Below are 17771 nucleotides of genomic sequence, written 5' to 3'. Positions count from 1 at the left end.
TTGAGCCTGAAAGCGCCTGTTACGAGAGAAAGCCTGCAAATATGCAGGCTTTCTCTTCTTTTTCTCCGGAAACGGGCCTAGGCGTGGAAAACACCTGCCTTTTCGCAGGAATTTATCCGTCCAGAGGGGAATTTGAGCGAAATTCCTGCATATTTGCAGGCTTTGGCGAAACCTCCCCCACCCAACGAGCTCGAACGATACTCTAACGAAACGGGGGAGCCATATTGGGGAGAAAATAGCGTTCTGTATTTTCATTTAGACTATTATGATTCTTCAACCACGGACTTGGCAGAGGCAGCAGCTTGAGCGCGCTGATCATTAATAAGCTGCACAATTCGCACGCAAGCCTCGCTCGGGCTCTCAATGTTCATCCACATCAGCTGCATTTCATCTCTCAGTAGATCGAACTCACTCGTGCTCAGCTTCAGTTCAAGAAGCGTCTTGGCATACGGCATAATCTCTTGAAACACGTTGTAGTTCTCAGGGTGAATTGCCGGATCAAGCAAGGTGTCGTCTTCTGCCACACTTTTCAGTGCCGGGATCGTGCAGCCCATCTTCTTCAATAATGTTTGGGCTTCAGTCCCAACCATGTAGTCCACAAAACTCTCGGTCAGCTTCAAACGCCGACTATTCTTATTGATCCCCAGTCCGCCGCCCAGCAGCAACGTCCCTTCCGATTTCTGCGCGGGAACCGGGCACACATTCCATTGCATCGTACTCCCTCTGAATTCATTCATGAAGTAATACGTACTGAGAATCATAGCCACACGTTCCTTCATAAATAAGGACTCAGCCATATACTCACTGCCATGGGAATAAATTGGGGAAACCTGCTCCTTATACATTAAATCCAGACAAAATTGCAATGCCTCTATCGTATTGGGATGGTCTAGGACACATTCATTATTATCGGAAACCAGCATGCCTTCATTCTGAAGCATGAATACAGGCCATCTATGAGGAGAGGAGGAGAAGCAAAATCCATAATGATCGATCCGGCCATCCTCATCGGTATCCTTCGTGCAGGACTTGGCCGTATCTATAAGTGCTGTCCAATTGTGAATAGGGTCCTGTCCACGGATACCGGCCTGCTCAAATAGCCGCTGATTATAACAAACCACAACAGGCGAAAATAAAAACGGAGTGATGATTGACTTTCCCTCATACTCGAACAATTCATACAGCTTCGGATAGCTATCCTCCTGCGGGTTCATCTTATCCGATAAGTACGGATGCAGCAGATGAGGCTTGCCCATATCTAACAATTGCCTGAACTGGCTGTCGGATACCATGAACACATCCGGGCCGTCTTCGCTTTCGATCAGTTGCACAATGCTCTCCATATAGCTGGACTCTGGAATAATAGTCAGCTCGGCCTCAGCGAACGGCTGGGACTGATTATACCTCTTCACAATCTCCTCGACGATATTTAACTCATAAGAGGAAGAGAACCAGGCGAGCTTGATCTTCTCTCTAGCCAGGCCGTCCTTGGGGATGGTAACCCGGTTCCCTTTTCCCGTAATTTTCTCTATAAGTCCTTCCTCGACAAGCTCCGCCAACACTTTACGAACGGATACCCGGCTAAGATTATATTTCTGACTCAGTGTATTCTCAGGCAGTATATATTCATTTGGTTTAATCCTACCGCTTAATATTTCTCCGCGCAGATCGTCTCTTAAAGTTTGATAACGTATTAAGAAATCATTTTTTCGACTTAACACAAACAATCCGCTCCTATTTATTGCAATTATTTTCTATATTATAAACGATCCACTGTTTCTAAGCCAACGATCGACAAATTCATAGCTCTCCTCTCTGATGCCTGGAGGGAAGTCGTGTCCCCCATTTCCCAGCAAAGAAATATAGCTGCTATCATGACCTAACCATCGGTACAGCGCGTCGAGATTGCTAGAGGCAAGGGCTGCGGCTTGCCAATTTGGAAAGATCGGATCGTTCTGGGTGAACCAGTTGAATAAAGGTCTTGGTGCCATCAGGGCCATAATCTCGTGGAACTCAAACGGAACTTCGTCCGCAAGAATGGCCTCCGTAAGCTTGGGCATATGTGAGAACCAGTCACGCTGTCCCCATCGCTCCGGGGTCGGGTCGTCCGTAAAGGGGCATAGACCACAGCTGGAAATAACAGCTCTGATCCGCGGATCTACCGCAGCTAGGAAGTAAGCATTATAAGCACCTAATGAATGCCCGATTGCACCGATCCGTGCCGGGTCTACATAGGGCAGGGTTAATAAAAGCTCAATCCCCTGCTGATGATCATGAATCATCTTCCCGATCACTGTCGAATGGGGGAATTCACGGTAGAAGGGAGCGGTCTGAAATGCCTCCGCCCCTTCATAGATACGCTCGCCTGCCGTAATGGTATCCGGCGCCAGTACGACATATCCCCTTGAGACAAGCTCCAGCGCATATCTGCGATTCTCCCGTCCCTCTTCCGTCGCAACATCCGCCTTGCCTTTGGCATCGGTCGGATGCAGCGCCAGCATCGCCGGGTATGGATCTCGGGGATTCCTCTCCTTGCCAGGGATCAGCAAATAAGCATATACATGATCGCCGAAGCCCGTCTTGTAAGAGAGGTGAATGCGGATATGATCCGACTGCGGCTGCTCGGAATATATCGTATAGTCCGTCGGGACAGATTCAGGCATCCAGCCGATCCAGCGCTGCCATGTTTGCGCAATGTTCTCTCTTTTTTTCGCCCAATCATTCATGTGATTAACTCCATCTAATAGATTCGGAAACCCTTCCTTCGACAATGCTGATAAGCGATATCCCATGCCCCCGTCACCCCTCCTTCATTGAGTAGCTGCATAGCACTGCCGACATCGCGAAATAAAGCTCATTATCTACCTTGGCTAATCCGGCAGTAATCTCCCTCTCTGGAATGAAAAGCCGCTCGGGCTGCAGGCTATCCAGGGGGATTCGAAATATAGCGTAACCCATCACTCCATAGATGCACTCCTCCTCTACAGATAGCAACCAGCCGCTATGCAATACTTTGCCCCAGGATGACAAATCGACCTCATGTATAACCCCCTCACAGCCCGGGTCCCATACCAGGTACTTAGAGCAGGAGGTTATCGTATGAATCCAGCCGTTGGGTGCTACCAACAGCAAAGTATATTCCCGAATATCCTCGCGCAGCATCCAGCACTGCATAACGCTCCTCTTCTCCAAGTCCAAGGTGTAAATACAGGCAGAATGTGCCTTCGGCTCTGCGCCTCCAGGGGTCTCAATGCTGGTTCCGCCGATGAGCACACTGTCCGTGATCGCCTCTACCAATGAGACCGTACTCTGTCCCTCGATCAACGCCGAATTTGGAATGAGCCACTCCTTACCCGATCGCAGATGATAGATACATAGAGCCCCACCCACCATGCCATAGCCAGGGAAACCGCCATATACGACATGCTCCTGATCCCGCAATGCAACCACACATCTGGGGCGAAAAATCTCAGGATGAGAGCTTACACAAAGAGGATTACGTATCGACGGCTGGCCATTCGGATTCGCTAGCAACGATGCCTTGTCGGTCTGAATCGGCCTTGTTACATCATACAGATGGAGTCGCCCTTCAGGGTAAGCCGCCCCAATCAGTAGATTCCCTTGCACGGTATAAGCGGCTATGTTCCCACCGAAGCCATGCTGAATGACATGGGGTCCCCAATTGATAAGCCTGTTCTGTCCTTCCCCCTTCCCACGCGCATGTGGATCATAGCTATAGAAATGCAAAGGATGCATCGACGTTCCATATATACATGAATCCGGCCCAGAAATCAGTGTAGACAGCGCAGCTCCTTCGGATTTATAGGTGAGCCGAATGACCTTCACCTGCTCTGAATCTATATGCTTCAGAAGCAGCTCGCGATTCGACAGGCTATGGCTGAGGAGCCGCCATTTTCCTTGCAGTTGACGATGAAATTTGTCGAAGCTGGTTCCCTTGTAAAGTGAGGCAGGGAGCTGGTTATCCGTTAACCGCTCGATAACCACTCCCTGTTCAACTTTTGCCCAATGCTCTCCTAGAAGCGCGTATACCTGATGATCCTCCCCCTGCATGACCTGCCCCATACCGATACCTCTTAATTCCTCATGGAGCAAGGTTCGACGTTCACTGCGCTGGGGATGATAAGCAACAATATTTTTCCTAGCTGTTCCTATTCCCAGGTACACCCAATCATAAGCATCCACTGCCATATAAGAGGGGTATTTCTGCTCAGAATCCATGCTCCCATAGCAGGTGATATCCTGTTCCTCTGGACGATAGCGATACAAGCGACACGCTGGATATGAAGCGACATAGATATGCCCCTGCAAATTCTCCGCATAGCTAAAGCCGCATAATTCATCTCGATGCTGGCTGATCTGGAGCACAGCCACATAGATGAGTTGGTACGGATCTAATGCATAGAACCTATTCCCCGCGCCAACATAGAACATTCCGTTGCTGCTTGCAAAGCAATCGTACGGATACTCGGTATTGCCATCGGGAAAGAGTAACTGCGCACACTCCCCCGACTCTATATCTACGACGAGCAGGAAGCCCTTGGCTGCAATGACCACTCGGCTATCGCCAGTCTCATTTATACATACTGCTGCCGTTCTGGATTCCGCTGCATCTACCGGTATCCCCAGCTTAGTTATACTCATTTTGCGGATTCACCTCTAACACTTCGCTATTTGGCATAATACAAAGTGACTTTCCGTATCGCCTCTATCATTTCCTGCAAATCCTGATCGGTATAGAACTCATTGAGCGGCACTTGAATAGCCGTCCGCAGGATCTCCTCAGATACAGGACAGTCGCCCTGCTTATAATCCGTGCCGGTCAAGTCAAATGGGAACTGGCTATTCAGATAGGCCTGTTTATTCTGAAACATAGGCTGCATGTACACTACAGATGGAATATAACCTAACCGGTTCTTAATGCCCTCCGCTTCAAGCGCTGCGCCGAATTCCTCTCTAGTACAATTCAGTTTGTCCTCGACCAATCGGAACATATAGAACCAGTAGGTACAGCGGCTATCCGGCAGAACCTGCATCGTGGTCAATTGTGGCAGATCCTTCAGCCCTTCGGTTAAGGCGCTGCCTAATTCCGCTCTTCTGCCGCAGAGCCATTCCAGCCTTTTTAACTGACCAATCCCCACTGCCCCCTGCAGTTCACTCATTCTATAGTTCGGAGCAAGGCTACTCGGATTGCGATCCAGGCTTTCTCCGATTCGTTTATAGTTCTTGTCCGCAAAGGCATGAGTTCGGCGATAATCCTCCTCGTCCCCGGAATTTACAGTCACAATCCCGCCGTCACCTGTTGAAATATGCTTGAAATCATTAGTGCTAAAGCAGCCATAATCCCCCATCGTGCCAGCGAGCCGCCCCTTGTATTCCGTCAGATAGGCCTGGGCACAGTCCTCGATCACTTTGATATTATATTTTCTCGCGATCTCCATTATCGGGTCCATATCGCATGCGTTACCTGCCAAGTGAACCACCAGTATCGCCTTCGTCCTCGGGGTAATCCGAGCTTCAATCGATGCCGGGTTCAAATTGTAGGTATACGGGTCCAAATCGGCGAAAACAGGAATCGCATTCTGATACAAGATCCCAATCATTGTTCCCTGATCAGTAATCGGACTAGTGATCACCTCGTCACCTACCGTAACACCCGCTGCTCCCAAGGCGACATGGATCGCAGCCGTCCCTGAGGAAGTAGCAACGCTGTAAGGGACTCCATACATTTCATTAAAATCAGCAATAAAGCGTTTGACCTTATTTCCAAAATGATAGAATAGTGTATTCTGCTCCAACGCCTCTAACAGCTCTCTCGCTTCCTCAAGTCCGAATCTCTTGCCTGTTCCGAACGGGGTCTGCTTCGCCTTCTCCCCGCCATGTATCGCCAGTTTATTGGTATGGGTCAATTCAGTTCACCTCTTTTATACTAGTCAATACTTGCTTCTTACAGCGAATCCCATACTTCACTTGCACATGCCCGGATTCTACCTGCTCCTTCGCCTGCAGCGGAACCCAGACTACAGCCTGATGGGCCGAATCTGGATGACTGAATTCAACAGCACCATCCGCGCGGATTCCAAGAATGGAGATTTGTCGTCTGGCTCGTACCCAATCATTAATCTGCTTCCCCGTCCAAAAGACAAAGCCCCGCTGCTTCGCCTCGATAATGACCTTGGAAAGCGCCTCTCGCACAGGCAATTGCTTCAAAATATGTACCTGATGGAATAGGAAATGGGCTACCCCGCGCACCCTAGCTACACCGTCCAGGAATGGCTGGATCACGCTGCTGTCCGCCAGTGCATCATGATTCAAATCCTGCGTTAAAAAGGGGATCTCCAGCACATTGTAAATCCGATTCTTCTGATCTGACCAAGCGATTGGGAAATAAGGATGACAGGTTCCGAACGTGAAGCCTACATTCCCCTTCTTGCTCGGCCCTCTGGACTGATCCGATTCGATCCGCTGCTCTTCGCACCAATCGAATAATTCTCCCCACCCTTCAAACCGGGTATAGTGATTCTTATTGGAAATCGCATGGGAGAAGCCTGTTATTGATTTGAACCATTCATGCTGCCGGATAAATTCAGCCTGCTCCCAGGCACCGTTATCCAGTGGCAGTGCATTGTAATGCAGAGCTAATTCATGGCCATTATTCTTAATCCGTTCATATAGATGCGGGGAATATCCTGGCTCGATCATACACCATGTACTCTGCACATCATGCTCTTGAAGCAGCTCCAGGGTGAGCTCCGCTGACTCATCTATGTTATGATCGCTATCATGGGAGATCATGGCGACCTGCTCTACACCATCCGGCCAATAGTCAATGAAGGGCAGGATCAGTCCCTGCTCCGTAGCGACATGTAATAAATGTCCGGCAAAAGCCTGCTTCCATAAGTCCGCATATGGGTACGCAAAATACTTCATCCCGGTCTCCGTAGTCAACCGATCATATTCCCAATCCTGCTGCATATCATCATCTGCCTTCAGAATCCAATCATCAACGGACCCGGTTCCGTCGGGTGCTGGCAGCCCATCCGTTACAACCGGCCGCTTCCCCTGCTGTAATCGCACGATGGTCGCCGGAATATCCAGGGCCCAGCGCTCCAATCGCCCCTTACCGATGCAGAAGCTCTGGATGACATCTCCGCAGGCTTCCCCGTCGGGTCTCCCCTGATGGATTGACCCATAGCCCATGCTTACCGCATTCGTATCCGCAGATCGCTGAACATCCCGCGCCCAAGGGCGATAATCAAATCCGCGCAGTCGGACATCTCTATACCAGTCCACTGTTATATCCGCATAAGCGACTGGAATCTCCCGCATTGGCGAGCATCCCAATCGAGCGGATAATGCGGTTAGTCCAGCGAAGGAGATGACGCTCCCACCTTCCAGCATGAAATTCCATAACACCTCATGGTCCGCTCGCTGTTCGCTGGCTAATGCAATAATGACTACATCCACCGTCTCACGGCGGATCTGTGCAGCATGGTCTATCGTCGTAAATGAGAAGCCTAAATGATCCATAATCTCCAAGATATAGGCCTGAAAAACATTCACCCCGTATCGATGTCTGTGCTCCAGGGCTCCTTGATCCAGCCATATTCCTATTCGTGCCAATCCCATCGCTTTCACAACCTTTATCGAATGATGAGAATATGCTGAAATGCCTCAGGCTTCAGCATATTCCCTTAACAACACTCTATTTCCAGATATGCTCGGTATACCCGCGCCCCTTAATGACCGCGTTGTATTCTTCTATAATCTTCGAGCCGCCGCGCTTCAAATACTCTTGAACCATATCATCCCACTCGGAAATCGGCCGATTGCCCGTAATCATCTTGGTCTGCTCATTGATCAGGTAAGTGTTCAGCTCTGCGCCGTGCTCCGTCTCCGCAGCGGAAATAATGCCTACGCTCGGTGGATAATACAGCTTATATGACTTATTAATATCTACTAATTGCTGTGTAGCCTCTCGCAATTTCTCATTCGTATAAGCAAGCGGGAATTCGGCATCATCCTCGGCACCTACCCAGGCTGTGCTATCTATAAAGTACAGAAAAGGCTCGGTACCGCTACCCGGCTCAGTAAGAGGCACGCGGATATTGTTCTCGTCCAGCTTATAGCCGACCCCTTCATTGCCGTAGTACCAATCGAAGTCTTCATTGGCTGAGGTCGTGGTAGAAGCCGGATAATATTGGCGTGAGAAGCCATGGATCTCTAGCATTTTGCGCACCTTATCCGGGCTGTCAGCCAGCTTGGCATTTAACGTCAGGAATCTGGAGTATCCCGAGCCTGCGGTAAAGCCCTTTGAGCCATCCGGTGCGGCAAACGGCTCAAGCACGACAAATTCCGCAGATGGGTCAATTTTCTGCAACGCATCCATATAATCCTGGGACATTCCGCGCACAGCGATTAGAAAGATCCCCGCTTTGCTGGAATAGAATTCATTATTCGTATCCGCCCAATTGACTACCGCAAAATCACTGGTCAGAGCCTTCTCCTTATGCAGATCAGCGAAGAATTGGATCAGCTCCTTACGTCCCTCCGAGATCATGCCCGGAATGAAATTCCCCTCCGCATTCTTGTGATACCAGGTGTCGTTCTGCCAATAGGGACCCATCGCATAGGAAGGATTGATATCCTGACCAATAGCTAAACCGTAGGTGTCATGCTTCGAATTGCCATCGGGATCCTTCTTCGTAAAGGCGATGGCCACTTGCTCAAGCTCCTCGTAGCTGGTCGGCACAGACAGCTCTAATTTATCCAGCCAGTCTTTACGCACTATGAAGGATTGCGACTCTACCGGAGACCATGTTGGAATACCGTATATCTTCCCATCAACCGTAAATGGTAGCCACAGCTCATCAGGAATCTCCTTCAAGTAATCAAATTCCTGAATGTAATCGTCAAGAGGCAGAAAGGCTTGCTGCTTGGCCCAACGATTGAACAATTCGATATTCGCTGCACGGAAGCTGATCTGATCGGGCATATTGCCACCTGCCACCATCGCCGTGATCTTCTCGATGAAATTCTCGCTTGGAATCTTCTCTACGAAATAATCGACGTTAAACTTCTCGTTAAGCATCTGCTGCCCACGCCCACCGGATGGAGGCGGATTACCGAAAATATAGGTCGCCCCCGTAATCTTGTATTTCTCCTCTGTCTTCTCTGGCTCTGACGCTGCAGCTTCCTTCTTGTCCGTTGTCTCACCTTGAGCTTCACCTTGGCCCTTACTAGATGAACATGCTGTCGTGAACACGAGCAGCAGAACAACTACCCACATGGTCAGCCTCTTGAGCTTCATTTCAATTGATCCCCTCCGACATTTAATTGAGATACAGCCTTACATTCATAGTCTGATCATGCTGCAGCATCAACCCTTTACTGAACCGATCATCACCCCCTTGGCAAAATGCTTCTGCAGGAACGGATAGAGAATGAGAATAGGTAATGTAGCTACAAGAATCGCCGCCATCTGGATCGTCACGGGAGGGGGTTGATTCTCAAATTGCAGCAGCACATCCGAGCCTAAAGTAGAGGTCGTCTCGTTCATAATGACCATCTGACGCAGGACGACTTGAACAGGCCATTTCCTGGCATCATTCAGATACAAAATCCCCTCAAAATATTTGTTCCAGTAACCGACCGCATAGAACAAGGCGAATGTCGCCAAGGCCGGCTTCGATAGCGGAAGTATAATGGAGCAGAATGTTCTTATCTCATTGGCACCGTCGATGAGGGCGGCTTCGCTCAGCTCGCCGGGAATATTCAGGAAAAACTGCCGGATGACAATCAGATTAAATGAACTGATCGCCCCCGGAATGATCAAGGACCATAGCGAGTTAATCAGCCCCGTCGATTTGACGACCAGATACACGGGAATCATGCCCGCGTTAAATAGAATCGTAAAGATGATCATCAGCAGGATGACCCGCTGCCCCAATATATTACGAGTTAGCGCATAAGCCATCGATGTGGTTAATATCAAGCTCACTAGGGTGCCTAGCACCGTAATCGTGACCGTCACACCAAGCGAGCTGATGAATGGCCTGGATTGGAAGATGACCCGGTAGGAATCCGCCGTCCAATGGCTGGGCCACAATATGAAATCCTTCTGCAGCACATCCTCCAGCGATGAGAAGGAGACTGCAAAAATATGTACGAACGGGAGCAGCATCAAGCTAGCAATCACCGCTAAAGCTGCAATGTTGAAGCAATCCCATATTTTCTCCGCAACATTTCTTGTATTCATAGATAAATTCCTTTCTCACTGTCCTGATCGTCCCGATCACCCGAGAGATTAATAGAGTCCGTCCTCGCCAAATCGCTTGGCTAACTTGCCAGCGCTTACAACAAGGATAAGACCGATAACTCCCTTAAACATTCCGACCGATGTAGCGAAGCTGATATTCCCCTGTTGAATCCCCTTGTAGTAAACATAGGTATCCAGCACATTCCCCGATTCCATGTTAAATGGGTTCAGCATCAGGAAAATATGTTCAAACCCGGTGTCCAGAACACTACCTAGCCGCAAAATAAATAAAGTGACGATCACACCTCGAATCGCTGGTAGAGTCACATGCCATAGCTGCCGAAACCTGGAGGCTCCATCTATAACAGCTGCTTCATAGAGAGCCGGATTCACCCCGGATAGAGCGGCCAAGAAGATGATCGTGCCCCAGCCCGCTTCCTTCCAGATCGTCTGCAGAACAATAATCGGCTTGAAAAGTGCTGGTTCTGTCAAAAAGGGAATCCCGGAAAGGCCGAATTGCGCCAAAATGGAGTTAATAAGCCCCTCTCCACGCATGAATACGACGAAGATCCCGACTACTACTACCCAAGACAGAAAATGCGGCAGATACACCATCGATTGGATCAGCTTCTTGTACGTTTCATTACGCAGAGCATTAAGCATAAGCGCCAGAATAATAGAGAACGGAAAGGCCACGAATATTTGCAATACTGAGATTTGCAGCGTATTGATTAGAACATGGATCACTTCGCTATCTTCAAACATACGGGCAAAATGCTTGAAGCCTACCCACTCGCTCTTCCAAATTCCCACAAAGGGATTATAGTCCTGGAACGAAATGACCAAACCGGCCATGGGGAGATAACGGTAAATGATGAAATATAACAGTCCCGGCAGCAGCAATAAGTAAATAAAGCGTTCTCTTTTCATGCGATTAAATATTCCTGCCAATGCAAACCCCCCCTTATAAGAACCTGTATATTACCTGTATTTAAATTAACCAAACCGGTAATCATTGTCAATGCCTTAATTTTAAATATCGAATTTTTTTAAATCGGAAGCTGCTATTTCTTCAGTCCTGGCAACGATTCGTGGCTAATAGTTGACGAGTTCCACGTTAATGTGTATACATGTAATATACAGGTATTAATTAATCATAGTTGATAGCGTTTTCTTTCACTGCTACACTCTGTATAGGCGGTTAAATTTAAATTGAGGTGATTAAAGTCATGGCAAAGCAGACAACAGATGTTATTAAGGAGTCCTTAAACGATCTATTGGATGAACCCCTCTTCTTATCGGAGCTCAAAAATGAGGACAGGGTCAAAGCTATTCAATCCCTGATTACGATTCTATCAACCCCTAACCATATTCATAAAGCTTACTTGAGAATTGCTAGGGATAATGGAGTGATAGAACGAATCCCCGCCTTCCGTATGCAGCATAATGACACGCTTGGGCCCTACAAGGGCGGTATACGGTTCCATGAGTCCGTCAATGAAAAAGAGGTGGTCAATCTAGCAGCTCTGATGACATTAAAGAATGCGCTGCATGAGGTTCCCTTCGGGGGAGGCAAAGGCGGAGTTGCCATTAATCCGCGAGAATACTCTACCAAGGAGCTCTATCAAATATGTAAAAAATATGTCCATTATTTTAACGAGGTCCTGGGTCCGGACAAGGATATCCCCGCTCCCGATGTGGGAACCAGCGCACGTGAGATGGACTGGATGATGAGTGAATATAAAGATATCCACTACGGAAAACCCTATCTGGGCAGCTTCACAGGCAAAAGCGTACTGAATGGTGGGTCCCTCGGCCGCAAAGAGGCTACTGGTAAAGGAGTCTATTATACACTCCGATATTTATTACATGACTATCCAGAGGAACATCACGAGCAATTATCTCAGTCTGCTACCAGGCAGGCAGCAACCGTCCTGGAGTGCCGGAACCGTCCGATCACTCTAGCTGTCCAGGGATTCGGTAATGTCGGATCTGTCATGGCCTCTGAGGCTTATCGCTGTCAATACATAAACAATACAATCATCGCCGTCAGTGACCGCAATATTACCCTTTATAATTCGAACGGAATGGACATCCCTGCATTGGCCAAATTTGCCGCGGCTAACCAAGGGGATCTCCCTATCAATCAAGAGCAGCTTCTTGAAGCAGGTGTCCAGGCTGACATTCTGGATCGGGAGGCTATTCTATATTTTGATGTGGATGTGCTCGTACTGGCCGCATTAGAGGATCAGATTAGAGTAGACAATGTAGACCGGGTTAAGGCTCCGATCATTGTGGAAGGGGCGAATGCTCCAATAGCGGGTGAAGCGGATGATATATTAGCGGATCGAGGTACACTTGTGATTCCGGATATTCTGGCGAATGCAGGTGGAGTCATCGTATCTTATTTCGAATGGCTGCAGGGCCGGGAGACCCAATACTACACCGAATCAGAGATCTTCGAACAGCTGCATAAAAAGATGGAGAGCACCATGAAAAAGATTTATCCGCTTTATTTTGGCACTGATAAATCCCTTAGACAAACTTGTTTTGACCATGCCATTATGAGGATATCGACGATTCTTTACGCGCAAGGGAAACTATTCTAGGATAAGACAGAGGGTTAAGCAGATTAGACACTGCTTGACCCTTTTTTCTATTAAATTAAATAAAGCTTGACGAGGGATCGACGATTTATGTATGCATGTAATATACACGTATTCAAATCTTCGCATATAAAAAAGGAGGTATGTCCACGAATGGTGAAGTTCCGAAGGACCGCTCTGATGCTTTTCTTTTGCTATCTAGTGATAGCGCTTACCTGTTCCGGCTTCCCGATGAATTCTGCTAAAGCTCAAGCTCAGGCTAAAGTTGTTAAGGATCCTAAGCCAGCAACTTCCCCCAAATATGATATTCAAGGTCGACGCCTTGACGAAGGAGATCACTGTACTGGCTACTGGCGTTCGCAAGCTGGCACAGGATAACTTTGGGAGCTTCTACTTGTTCACAGATCCGGAGACACCGGATTTATATAAATATTCAATTCCGGGGCTATTGCTCAGATAACAAAAAGAAATTTTGCGAGAAATAACGGCAATTCGAGGAGTGATGTGATCGCAATGCTCAAGCGGTCAAAAATGACCGTTAGAGCATGGAAACAGCAAATACGCTTCTCCAACGGACACTTTTGACCAGTAGAGGCACAAAATGCAATTTTTCGCGGCTATTTCCCTTGTAATGGACATCATTGTCCGTTACAAGAGCTAAGTGCCACAGGATCAGCGCTAACGGACAATAATGTCCGTGTCCGAGTGATCCGGCCAGTGCATGGGGATGTTCACATTTTCGGGCACGCAAAAGAGGCGTCTCCAAGTCAAAAGATCGACTATTGAGACAGCCTCTTCTTTTTTATATCACTGCCCTTGAGCCTGAACCTGAAGCAAATGCATGACAACGACTAAGGCTTCCGCCCGGGTTGCCAGCTCACGCAGGGCGAAGCGGTTGCTGCCGCGCCCTTGTATCAGGCCTTCATTAACAGCGGTGGCGATCCAGCCTTGTGCCCAGGCCGGAATACTGCCAGCATCGGCAAATGTTAATGCCTCCTGCGAAGGCTCGTTGGCGCCCAGCGCCTTCGCGGCCATCACCGCCAGCTCAGTACGGGTTATCTCCTGATCCGCACGGAAGGTATGGTCATTGGGCAATATCGGATCTCGCCCATTTCGGAAGCTGAGCTGCATCCTGGAACGTAAGCTCCTCTTCTTTCTTCAGCGCCTATCGAGATGAAAGGATGCCTTCAAATTTGTTCATCCCGAACTGCAACATTCTTTAATGTCCTCCGTCTATAATGGCGAAAAGCTTAACTGGGACAGGCAATATAAATGTCTCTAACGGCTGGCCGTAGTGCCATAAGTACGACCCTACACACAGAAACTAGGAGGAATCACTCATGAAAAAACCATTCAAAGTTCTAGCAACCGCGACGATTCTGGCCATGGCAGCTATACCTGCAGCAGCTTTTGCCCAAAATGCACAGACCCCTCTCATCTCGAATGGAAATAACGAAGCTATCGTCAATCAAGTAAAGGTAGTACCTGGTACCATGGGAAAGATCACGAATTTCGTGAATGATAATACAGGAAAGTTCATTACAGTAACGGGCCGCAGCCTGGCGCCAACAGACCAAAGTGAGATCATTCTGTCGATCACCAAGGATACCAAGATCGTGGATGCCCGGGGCAATAAAGTAGCTCTGCAGAAGATCATCGATGATCAGAAGGTCGTCAAAGCCTTCTACAATCCGAACATCACCAAGAGCCTGCCCGCCCGCGGAACTGCTCTGACGCTCGTCGTTCAGGATCGTGATTTCAGCGCAATCAAGGGCACAGTTTCCGAGGTTCGCGAGGACGGCAGCCTCTTCGTAAAAGGCACCGACCTCTATGGCGGTCATCAAGATGAAATCATCCTGCATCTGGACTCTAAAGCCTCGATCCTCGATCAGAATCACAAGGCCATTGAAGCTGGGGATATCAAAAAAGGTATGAGCATTGAAGCCTTCTATGGACCGGCTGTAGCCATGAGCCTGCCGGCTCAATCCACAACGAACTATATGGTTGTCAATACCGAGGAGATCGCTGATCTGTCTCCAGGAACTAGCGGTATCATTACGAATATTAACGATAAAACCGGATCGATCACGGTTATCGGCAATGCAATGGAGCAAGGCGGCACCAACTATTTGGTACTGCATGTCGATCAAGACACGGAAATTGTCGATGAGAACGGAGCTGCTCTGACCGCTGACGCATTGAAGGAGAACGCCTATATTGATGCACTTTATGGCAACGTTATGGCCATGAGCTACCCTGCACAAACCCATGCCAAGAAGATCGTGGTCAAAGCCTCTGAAGCAGTGAAGGCTGAAGGCACAATCTCCACTTCCGAACGGGCTGCAGAAGGCCAAGTCTACCTAAATGTCGGCTCCGATGACAAGACGGAGAACGATATCATCCTGAACATCACCGATAAGACGGTCGTACTTCCGGCGCTTGGCGGAGACTCCGAATTGAAGGACGGAATGAAAGTTGTAGTCTACCACTCTCCGATCATGACCAGATCCTTGCCAGGAATTACGAACGCAGAGGTAGTCATTGTTAGTGGTGATAGTGGCAATGCAGCAGCAGAATAATAATTGGTGAAAATACTACAAAGGGGCTTCTTGCAGGTTTTGATAAACCTGTGGGGAGCCTTTTTTGTTAGACAAGCTGGTGCTACTGGTGCAGTGTTTGAAGGCTATTCGACAGACCCATAAGCTAGCTACATAATACTTAGTTTTTTCTGATTGGCGGTGCATGGACGCTTATATTGTCCTGGAGCTTTCGTCCAGTCGTACTTTTTCCCCTCTGCATCCTGATGGTGCATCCAGCGAATCACATTATAGGGATAGGGTTCATTCGTCCAAAATAGATTCTTAACAACAGAATCCGTTTGATTATCTTCGATTTCGTCACGGTACTCGCGCTTTGGAACATCCTTCATCCCGTTGTATACATACATTTCGTAGGTATTAGGGACTGTATTTGGTAAAAACTTCGCGGTCGCGGTTCCTGTCAGGGTTTCTGATTTCTCCTCACATTTTCTATTCTCACCTTCACCCGTGCACACCGTATAATAATGCTTATACTCATAGGGTCTGCTTACCGATCCTTCGGTGTGCACTTGCCTTCGAAGGTTTCGCCGCCCAGGTATTCGGTGAGTTTTTCGGGTGGTTTTGAACCGAAGCTTTCGGGAAAATTGTCAAATAGCTGATTTAGTTTCTTGGTATCCCAGGGACTTGGTATAAACAGGAAGTTTTGAATTTTAGTTCCGCTCCAGCCTGCATCCCAGGGAAAACCATCCGTGGATACAGGATCTCCAAATACATTGTATCCAGAATATCTGGTCATGACTTTTCCTTTATGGGTAATCTTTGTGCCGTGGCTACTGCCATATACAATGTCAAAACCTGTAAACCTCTCAGGCGCTCTAATCGCTTCATTAATTTGTTGCTGTAACAGGGCAGTATTAAGCTCTCTCCCTTTTACCTTTTGTGGAAAAAAGTTTTTTAAACCATACAACTCTTCCATATCCTTATTAGCTCTTTCTAACACTGCTTTCGGAGTAAGCGTCTTTAGTTCCTCGAGAGTTATCTTCTCTCCATTATCTTCTTCCTCAGCAGCTATAATGTTTTGCGATACCATACCGCAGAAAAGAACGATCAAAAGAAATATACTGATTTGTCTTTTCATTTAAATTACACCTACTTATACCAAATCGATACAACGATATTATCCCAATACCTGGACTCAACCTGAATACCATAGGTTTTGTCACTGAATTCCTTTGCTTCCAATTCATCTTCCCTTTTGGTCTTTTGTTTTACATACTTCATGATCTTGTCTACTGTTTCAGTTTCAATCTTTTGGCGCAATAATTCATCCAAATCTTTAACCTGTTGGCTATAATCCACACCATCTTTATCAAAACGAACTTGAGATTGTAAGAACATTAAATCTTTCCCGTTTGATTTATGACCAGATGCAATTAACCCCGAATTATAGGAGTTATAGTGACTGAATCCTTCAGAAGTCGTTTTTTGAGTCTCCCCCTCTATACTTCTTTTAACGCCCCATGAATCCTCAATATATTTAGGTAGTGTAGACGTAGCGTTATCTGCCGTATCATCCACCTTGTCGTCCTTCTTCTCCTCCTGCACCGCCGCAAGCCCCGTTAAAATCTCCACACTATAAAGATCCTTATGCCAGATTACTTTAGCACCGAGCGCCTCGCTGACAAAGCGCAGAGGAACGAAGGTTCTATTCTGTTTCTGCTGAGCTACTGTGTCCAGTTGTTTCGTTTGGCCGTTAACGGTGTACGCTTTCTGTCCCATGGTCAGAACAATGGTGTCCTCTCCCATTTCCGCGGTAACTTGCTTGCTCTTGCTGTCCCAGCCTACTTCTGCTCCGAGTGCTTCACTTACTAATCGGACTGGCACCTGCCCTCGATTGCTTTTGTCCATAAACGGCTTCGCATCCGGAAATGAGATTAGGTTCCCGTTAACCTCAACTACGATCGACAGCTTGGAGGCAGCGGATGTCATGGCAGGCATCATGGTCAGTAGAAGAACCAATGACATAAGTACAAATCCCGTTTTCTTTAATTTCATGAATAATCAACTCCTTAAATTTTTTTGATATCTTGATAGACAGGATGTTTTGTGGGTTTATGGAAATATTCCCCTTATGTAATCCTTGATATTATACTATCAGCACATACCACAAACAATGGAATTACAGATAATTAATCCCTACTGAGTACAACCACCTAAATTTTCATGGCCTTTAGACCCATTACTGAAGTGACCTTATGAGTATGAACAGCCAACTCGAGCCGGCGGATCAGACCTGAAACATTTTGGTTGAATCCTAGAAGTATAAAAAAACCGTCCCTTCTTAAAATG

15 protein-coding genes are annotated in these 17771 nt (G+C 47.7%); 3 read left to right on the top strand and 12 right to left on the bottom strand.

Going from position 1 to position 17771, the window contains the following annotated elements; translation table 11 throughout:
* Positions 1-263 precede the first annotated feature (263 nt).
* The 8 genes from BFJ94_RS21285 to BFJ94_RS21250 form a co-directional block, all read right to left on the bottom strand.
* The gene (locus BFJ94_RS21285) at positions 264-1721 is read right to left on the bottom strand and encodes an extracellular solute-binding protein (protein WP_120464428.1); all 1458 of its coding nucleotides are present in this window, start codon (positions 1719-1721) and stop codon (positions 264-266) included.
* A gap of 33 nt (positions 1722-1754) precedes the next feature.
* The gene (locus BFJ94_RS21280; RefSeq protein ID WP_120464427.1) at positions 1755-2792 is read right to left on the bottom strand and encodes an alpha/beta hydrolase family protein; all 1038 of its coding nucleotides are present in this window, start codon (positions 2790-2792) and stop codon (positions 1755-1757) included.
* Between the two features lie 7 nt (positions 2793-2799).
* Complete coding sequence (locus tag BFJ94_RS21275; RefSeq protein WP_120464426.1) at positions 2800-4662, bottom strand: hypothetical protein; 1863 nt, start codon at positions 4660-4662, stop codon at positions 2800-2802.
* Between the two features lie 26 nt (positions 4663-4688).
* Positions 4689-5927 (bottom strand): DegT/DnrJ/EryC1/StrS family aminotransferase, encoded by a 1239-nt coding sequence (locus BFJ94_RS21270; protein ID WP_120464425.1) that lies wholly within the window; start codon positions 5925-5927, stop codon positions 4689-4691.
* A 1-nt stretch (position 5928) separates the two neighbouring features.
* Positions 5929-7647, bottom strand: a complete 1719-nt coding sequence (locus tag BFJ94_RS21265) for a polysaccharide deacetylase family protein (RefSeq protein WP_120464424.1) — start codon at positions 7645-7647, stop codon at positions 5929-5931.
* Positions 7648-7723: 76 nt separating this feature from the next.
* The gene (locus BFJ94_RS21260) at positions 7724-9328 is read right to left on the bottom strand and encodes an extracellular solute-binding protein (protein ID WP_229716961.1); all 1605 of its coding nucleotides are present in this window, start codon (positions 9326-9328) and stop codon (positions 7724-7726) included.
* A 69-nt stretch (positions 9329-9397) separates the two neighbouring features.
* A complete protein-coding gene (locus tag BFJ94_RS21255; RefSeq protein WP_120464422.1) occupies positions 9398-10276 on the bottom strand; it encodes a carbohydrate ABC transporter permease in 879 nt (292 codons plus the stop codon).
* A 48-nt stretch (positions 10277-10324) separates the two neighbouring features.
* Entirely contained in the window at positions 10325-11206 is an 882-nt protein-coding gene (locus BFJ94_RS21250) for an ABC transporter permease (RefSeq protein ID WP_120465352.1), read from the bottom strand.
* Between the two features lie 299 nt (positions 11207-11505).
* Between BFJ94_RS21250 and BFJ94_RS21245 the strand changes: the two genes are divergently transcribed.
* Both BFJ94_RS21245 and BFJ94_RS25475 read left to right on the top strand, forming a co-directional pair.
* The gene (locus BFJ94_RS21245) at positions 11506-12885 is read left to right on the top strand and encodes a Glu/Leu/Phe/Val family dehydrogenase (RefSeq protein WP_120464421.1); all 1380 of its coding nucleotides are present in this window, start codon (positions 11506-11508) and stop codon (positions 12883-12885) included.
* A 298-nt stretch (positions 12886-13183) separates the two neighbouring features.
* Positions 13184-13342, top strand: a complete 159-nt coding sequence (locus BFJ94_RS25475; RefSeq protein WP_162944365.1) for a hypothetical protein — start codon at positions 13184-13186, stop codon at positions 13340-13342.
* A gap of 347 nt (positions 13343-13689) precedes the next feature.
* On the opposite strand, the gene BFJ94_RS21235 is transcribed toward BFJ94_RS25475, so the two are convergent.
* On the bottom strand, positions 13690-14013 hold the full coding sequence (locus tag BFJ94_RS21235; protein ID WP_120464419.1) for an S-layer homology domain-containing protein: 324 nt from the start codon (positions 14011-14013) through the stop codon (positions 13690-13692).
* A gap of 209 nt (positions 14014-14222) precedes the next feature.
* Between BFJ94_RS21235 and BFJ94_RS21230 the strand changes: the two genes are divergently transcribed.
* Positions 14223-15461 (top strand): peptidase, encoded by a 1239-nt coding sequence (locus tag BFJ94_RS21230; protein ID WP_120464418.1) that lies wholly within the window; start codon positions 14223-14225, stop codon positions 15459-15461.
* Positions 15462-15589: 128 nt separating this feature from the next.
* Here the strand turns inward: BFJ94_RS21230 and BFJ94_RS21225 are convergent, their stop codons facing one another.
* Genes BFJ94_RS21225 through BFJ94_RS21215 form a run of 3 tightly spaced genes read right to left on the bottom strand, consistent with a single transcriptional unit; the run spans position 15590 to position 17477 of the window.
* Entirely contained in the window at positions 15590-15991 is a 402-nt protein-coding gene (locus BFJ94_RS21225; RefSeq protein ID WP_120464417.1) for a hypothetical protein, read from the bottom strand.
* On the bottom strand, positions 15970-16560 hold the full coding sequence (locus BFJ94_RS21220) for a hypothetical protein (protein ID WP_120464416.1): 591 nt from the start codon (positions 16558-16560) through the stop codon (positions 15970-15972). Before BFJ94_RS21220 ends, BFJ94_RS21225 begins: the two co-directional genes overlap by 22 nt.
* A gap of 11 nt (positions 16561-16571) precedes the next feature.
* The gene (locus BFJ94_RS21215; RefSeq protein WP_120464415.1) at positions 16572-17477 is read right to left on the bottom strand and encodes a copper amine oxidase N-terminal domain-containing protein; all 906 of its coding nucleotides are present in this window, start codon (positions 17475-17477) and stop codon (positions 16572-16574) included.
* Positions 17478-17771 lie beyond the last annotated feature (294 nt).

This window comes from Paenibacillus aceti, assembly GCF_003614185.1.
Classification (GTDB): domain Bacteria; phylum Bacillota; class Bacilli; order Paenibacillales; family Paenibacillaceae; genus Fontibacillus; species Fontibacillus aceti.
The sequence above is the reverse complement of the archived record's forward strand: the minus strand, read 5'-3'. Positions and strand labels throughout refer to the sequence as shown.

Bases quoted from the DNA above. Each gene is read 5' to 3' on its own strand.
- BFJ94_RS21250 (WP_120465352.1), bottom strand. From the start codon at position 11,206: ATGAAAAGAGAACGCTTTATTTACTTATTGCTGCTGCCGGGACTGTTA.
- BFJ94_RS21220 (WP_120464416.1), bottom strand. From the start codon at position 16,560: ATGAAAAGACAAATCAGTATATTTCTTTTGATCGTTCTTTTCTGCGGT.
- BFJ94_RS21215 (WP_120464415.1), bottom strand. From the start codon at position 17,477: ATGAAATTAAAGAAAACGGGATTTGTACTTATGTCATTGGTTCTTCTA.
- BFJ94_RS21260 (WP_229716961.1), bottom strand. From the start codon at position 9,328: ATGAAGCTCAAGAGGCTGACCATGTGGGTAGTTGTTCTGCTGCTCGTG.
- BFJ94_RS25475 (WP_162944365.1), top strand. From the start codon at position 13,184: ATGATATTCAAGGTCGACGCCTTGACGAAGGAGATCACTGTACTGGCT.
- BFJ94_RS21275 (WP_120464426.1), bottom strand. From the start codon at position 4,662: ATGAGTATAACTAAGCTGGGGATACCGGTAGATGCAGCGGAATCCAGA.
- BFJ94_RS21280 (WP_120464427.1), bottom strand. From the start codon at position 2,792: ATGGGATATCGCTTATCAGCATTGTCGAAGGAAGGGTTTCCGAATCTA.
- BFJ94_RS21255 (WP_120464422.1), bottom strand. From the start codon at position 10,276: ATGAATACAAGAAATGTTGCGGAGAAAATATGGGATTGCTTCAACATT.
- BFJ94_RS21265 (WP_120464424.1), bottom strand. From the start codon at position 7,647: ATGGGATTGGCACGAATAGGAATATGGCTGGATCAAGGAGCCCTGGAG.
- BFJ94_RS21235 (WP_120464419.1), bottom strand. From the start codon at position 14,013: ATGCAGCTCAGCTTCCGAAATGGGCGAGATCCGATATTGCCCAATGAC.
- BFJ94_RS21245 (WP_120464421.1), top strand. From the start codon at position 11,506: ATGGCAAAGCAGACAACAGATGTTATTAAGGAGTCCTTAAACGATCTA.
- BFJ94_RS21230 (WP_120464418.1), top strand. From the start codon at position 14,223: ATGAAAAAACCATTCAAAGTTCTAGCAACCGCGACGATTCTGGCCATG.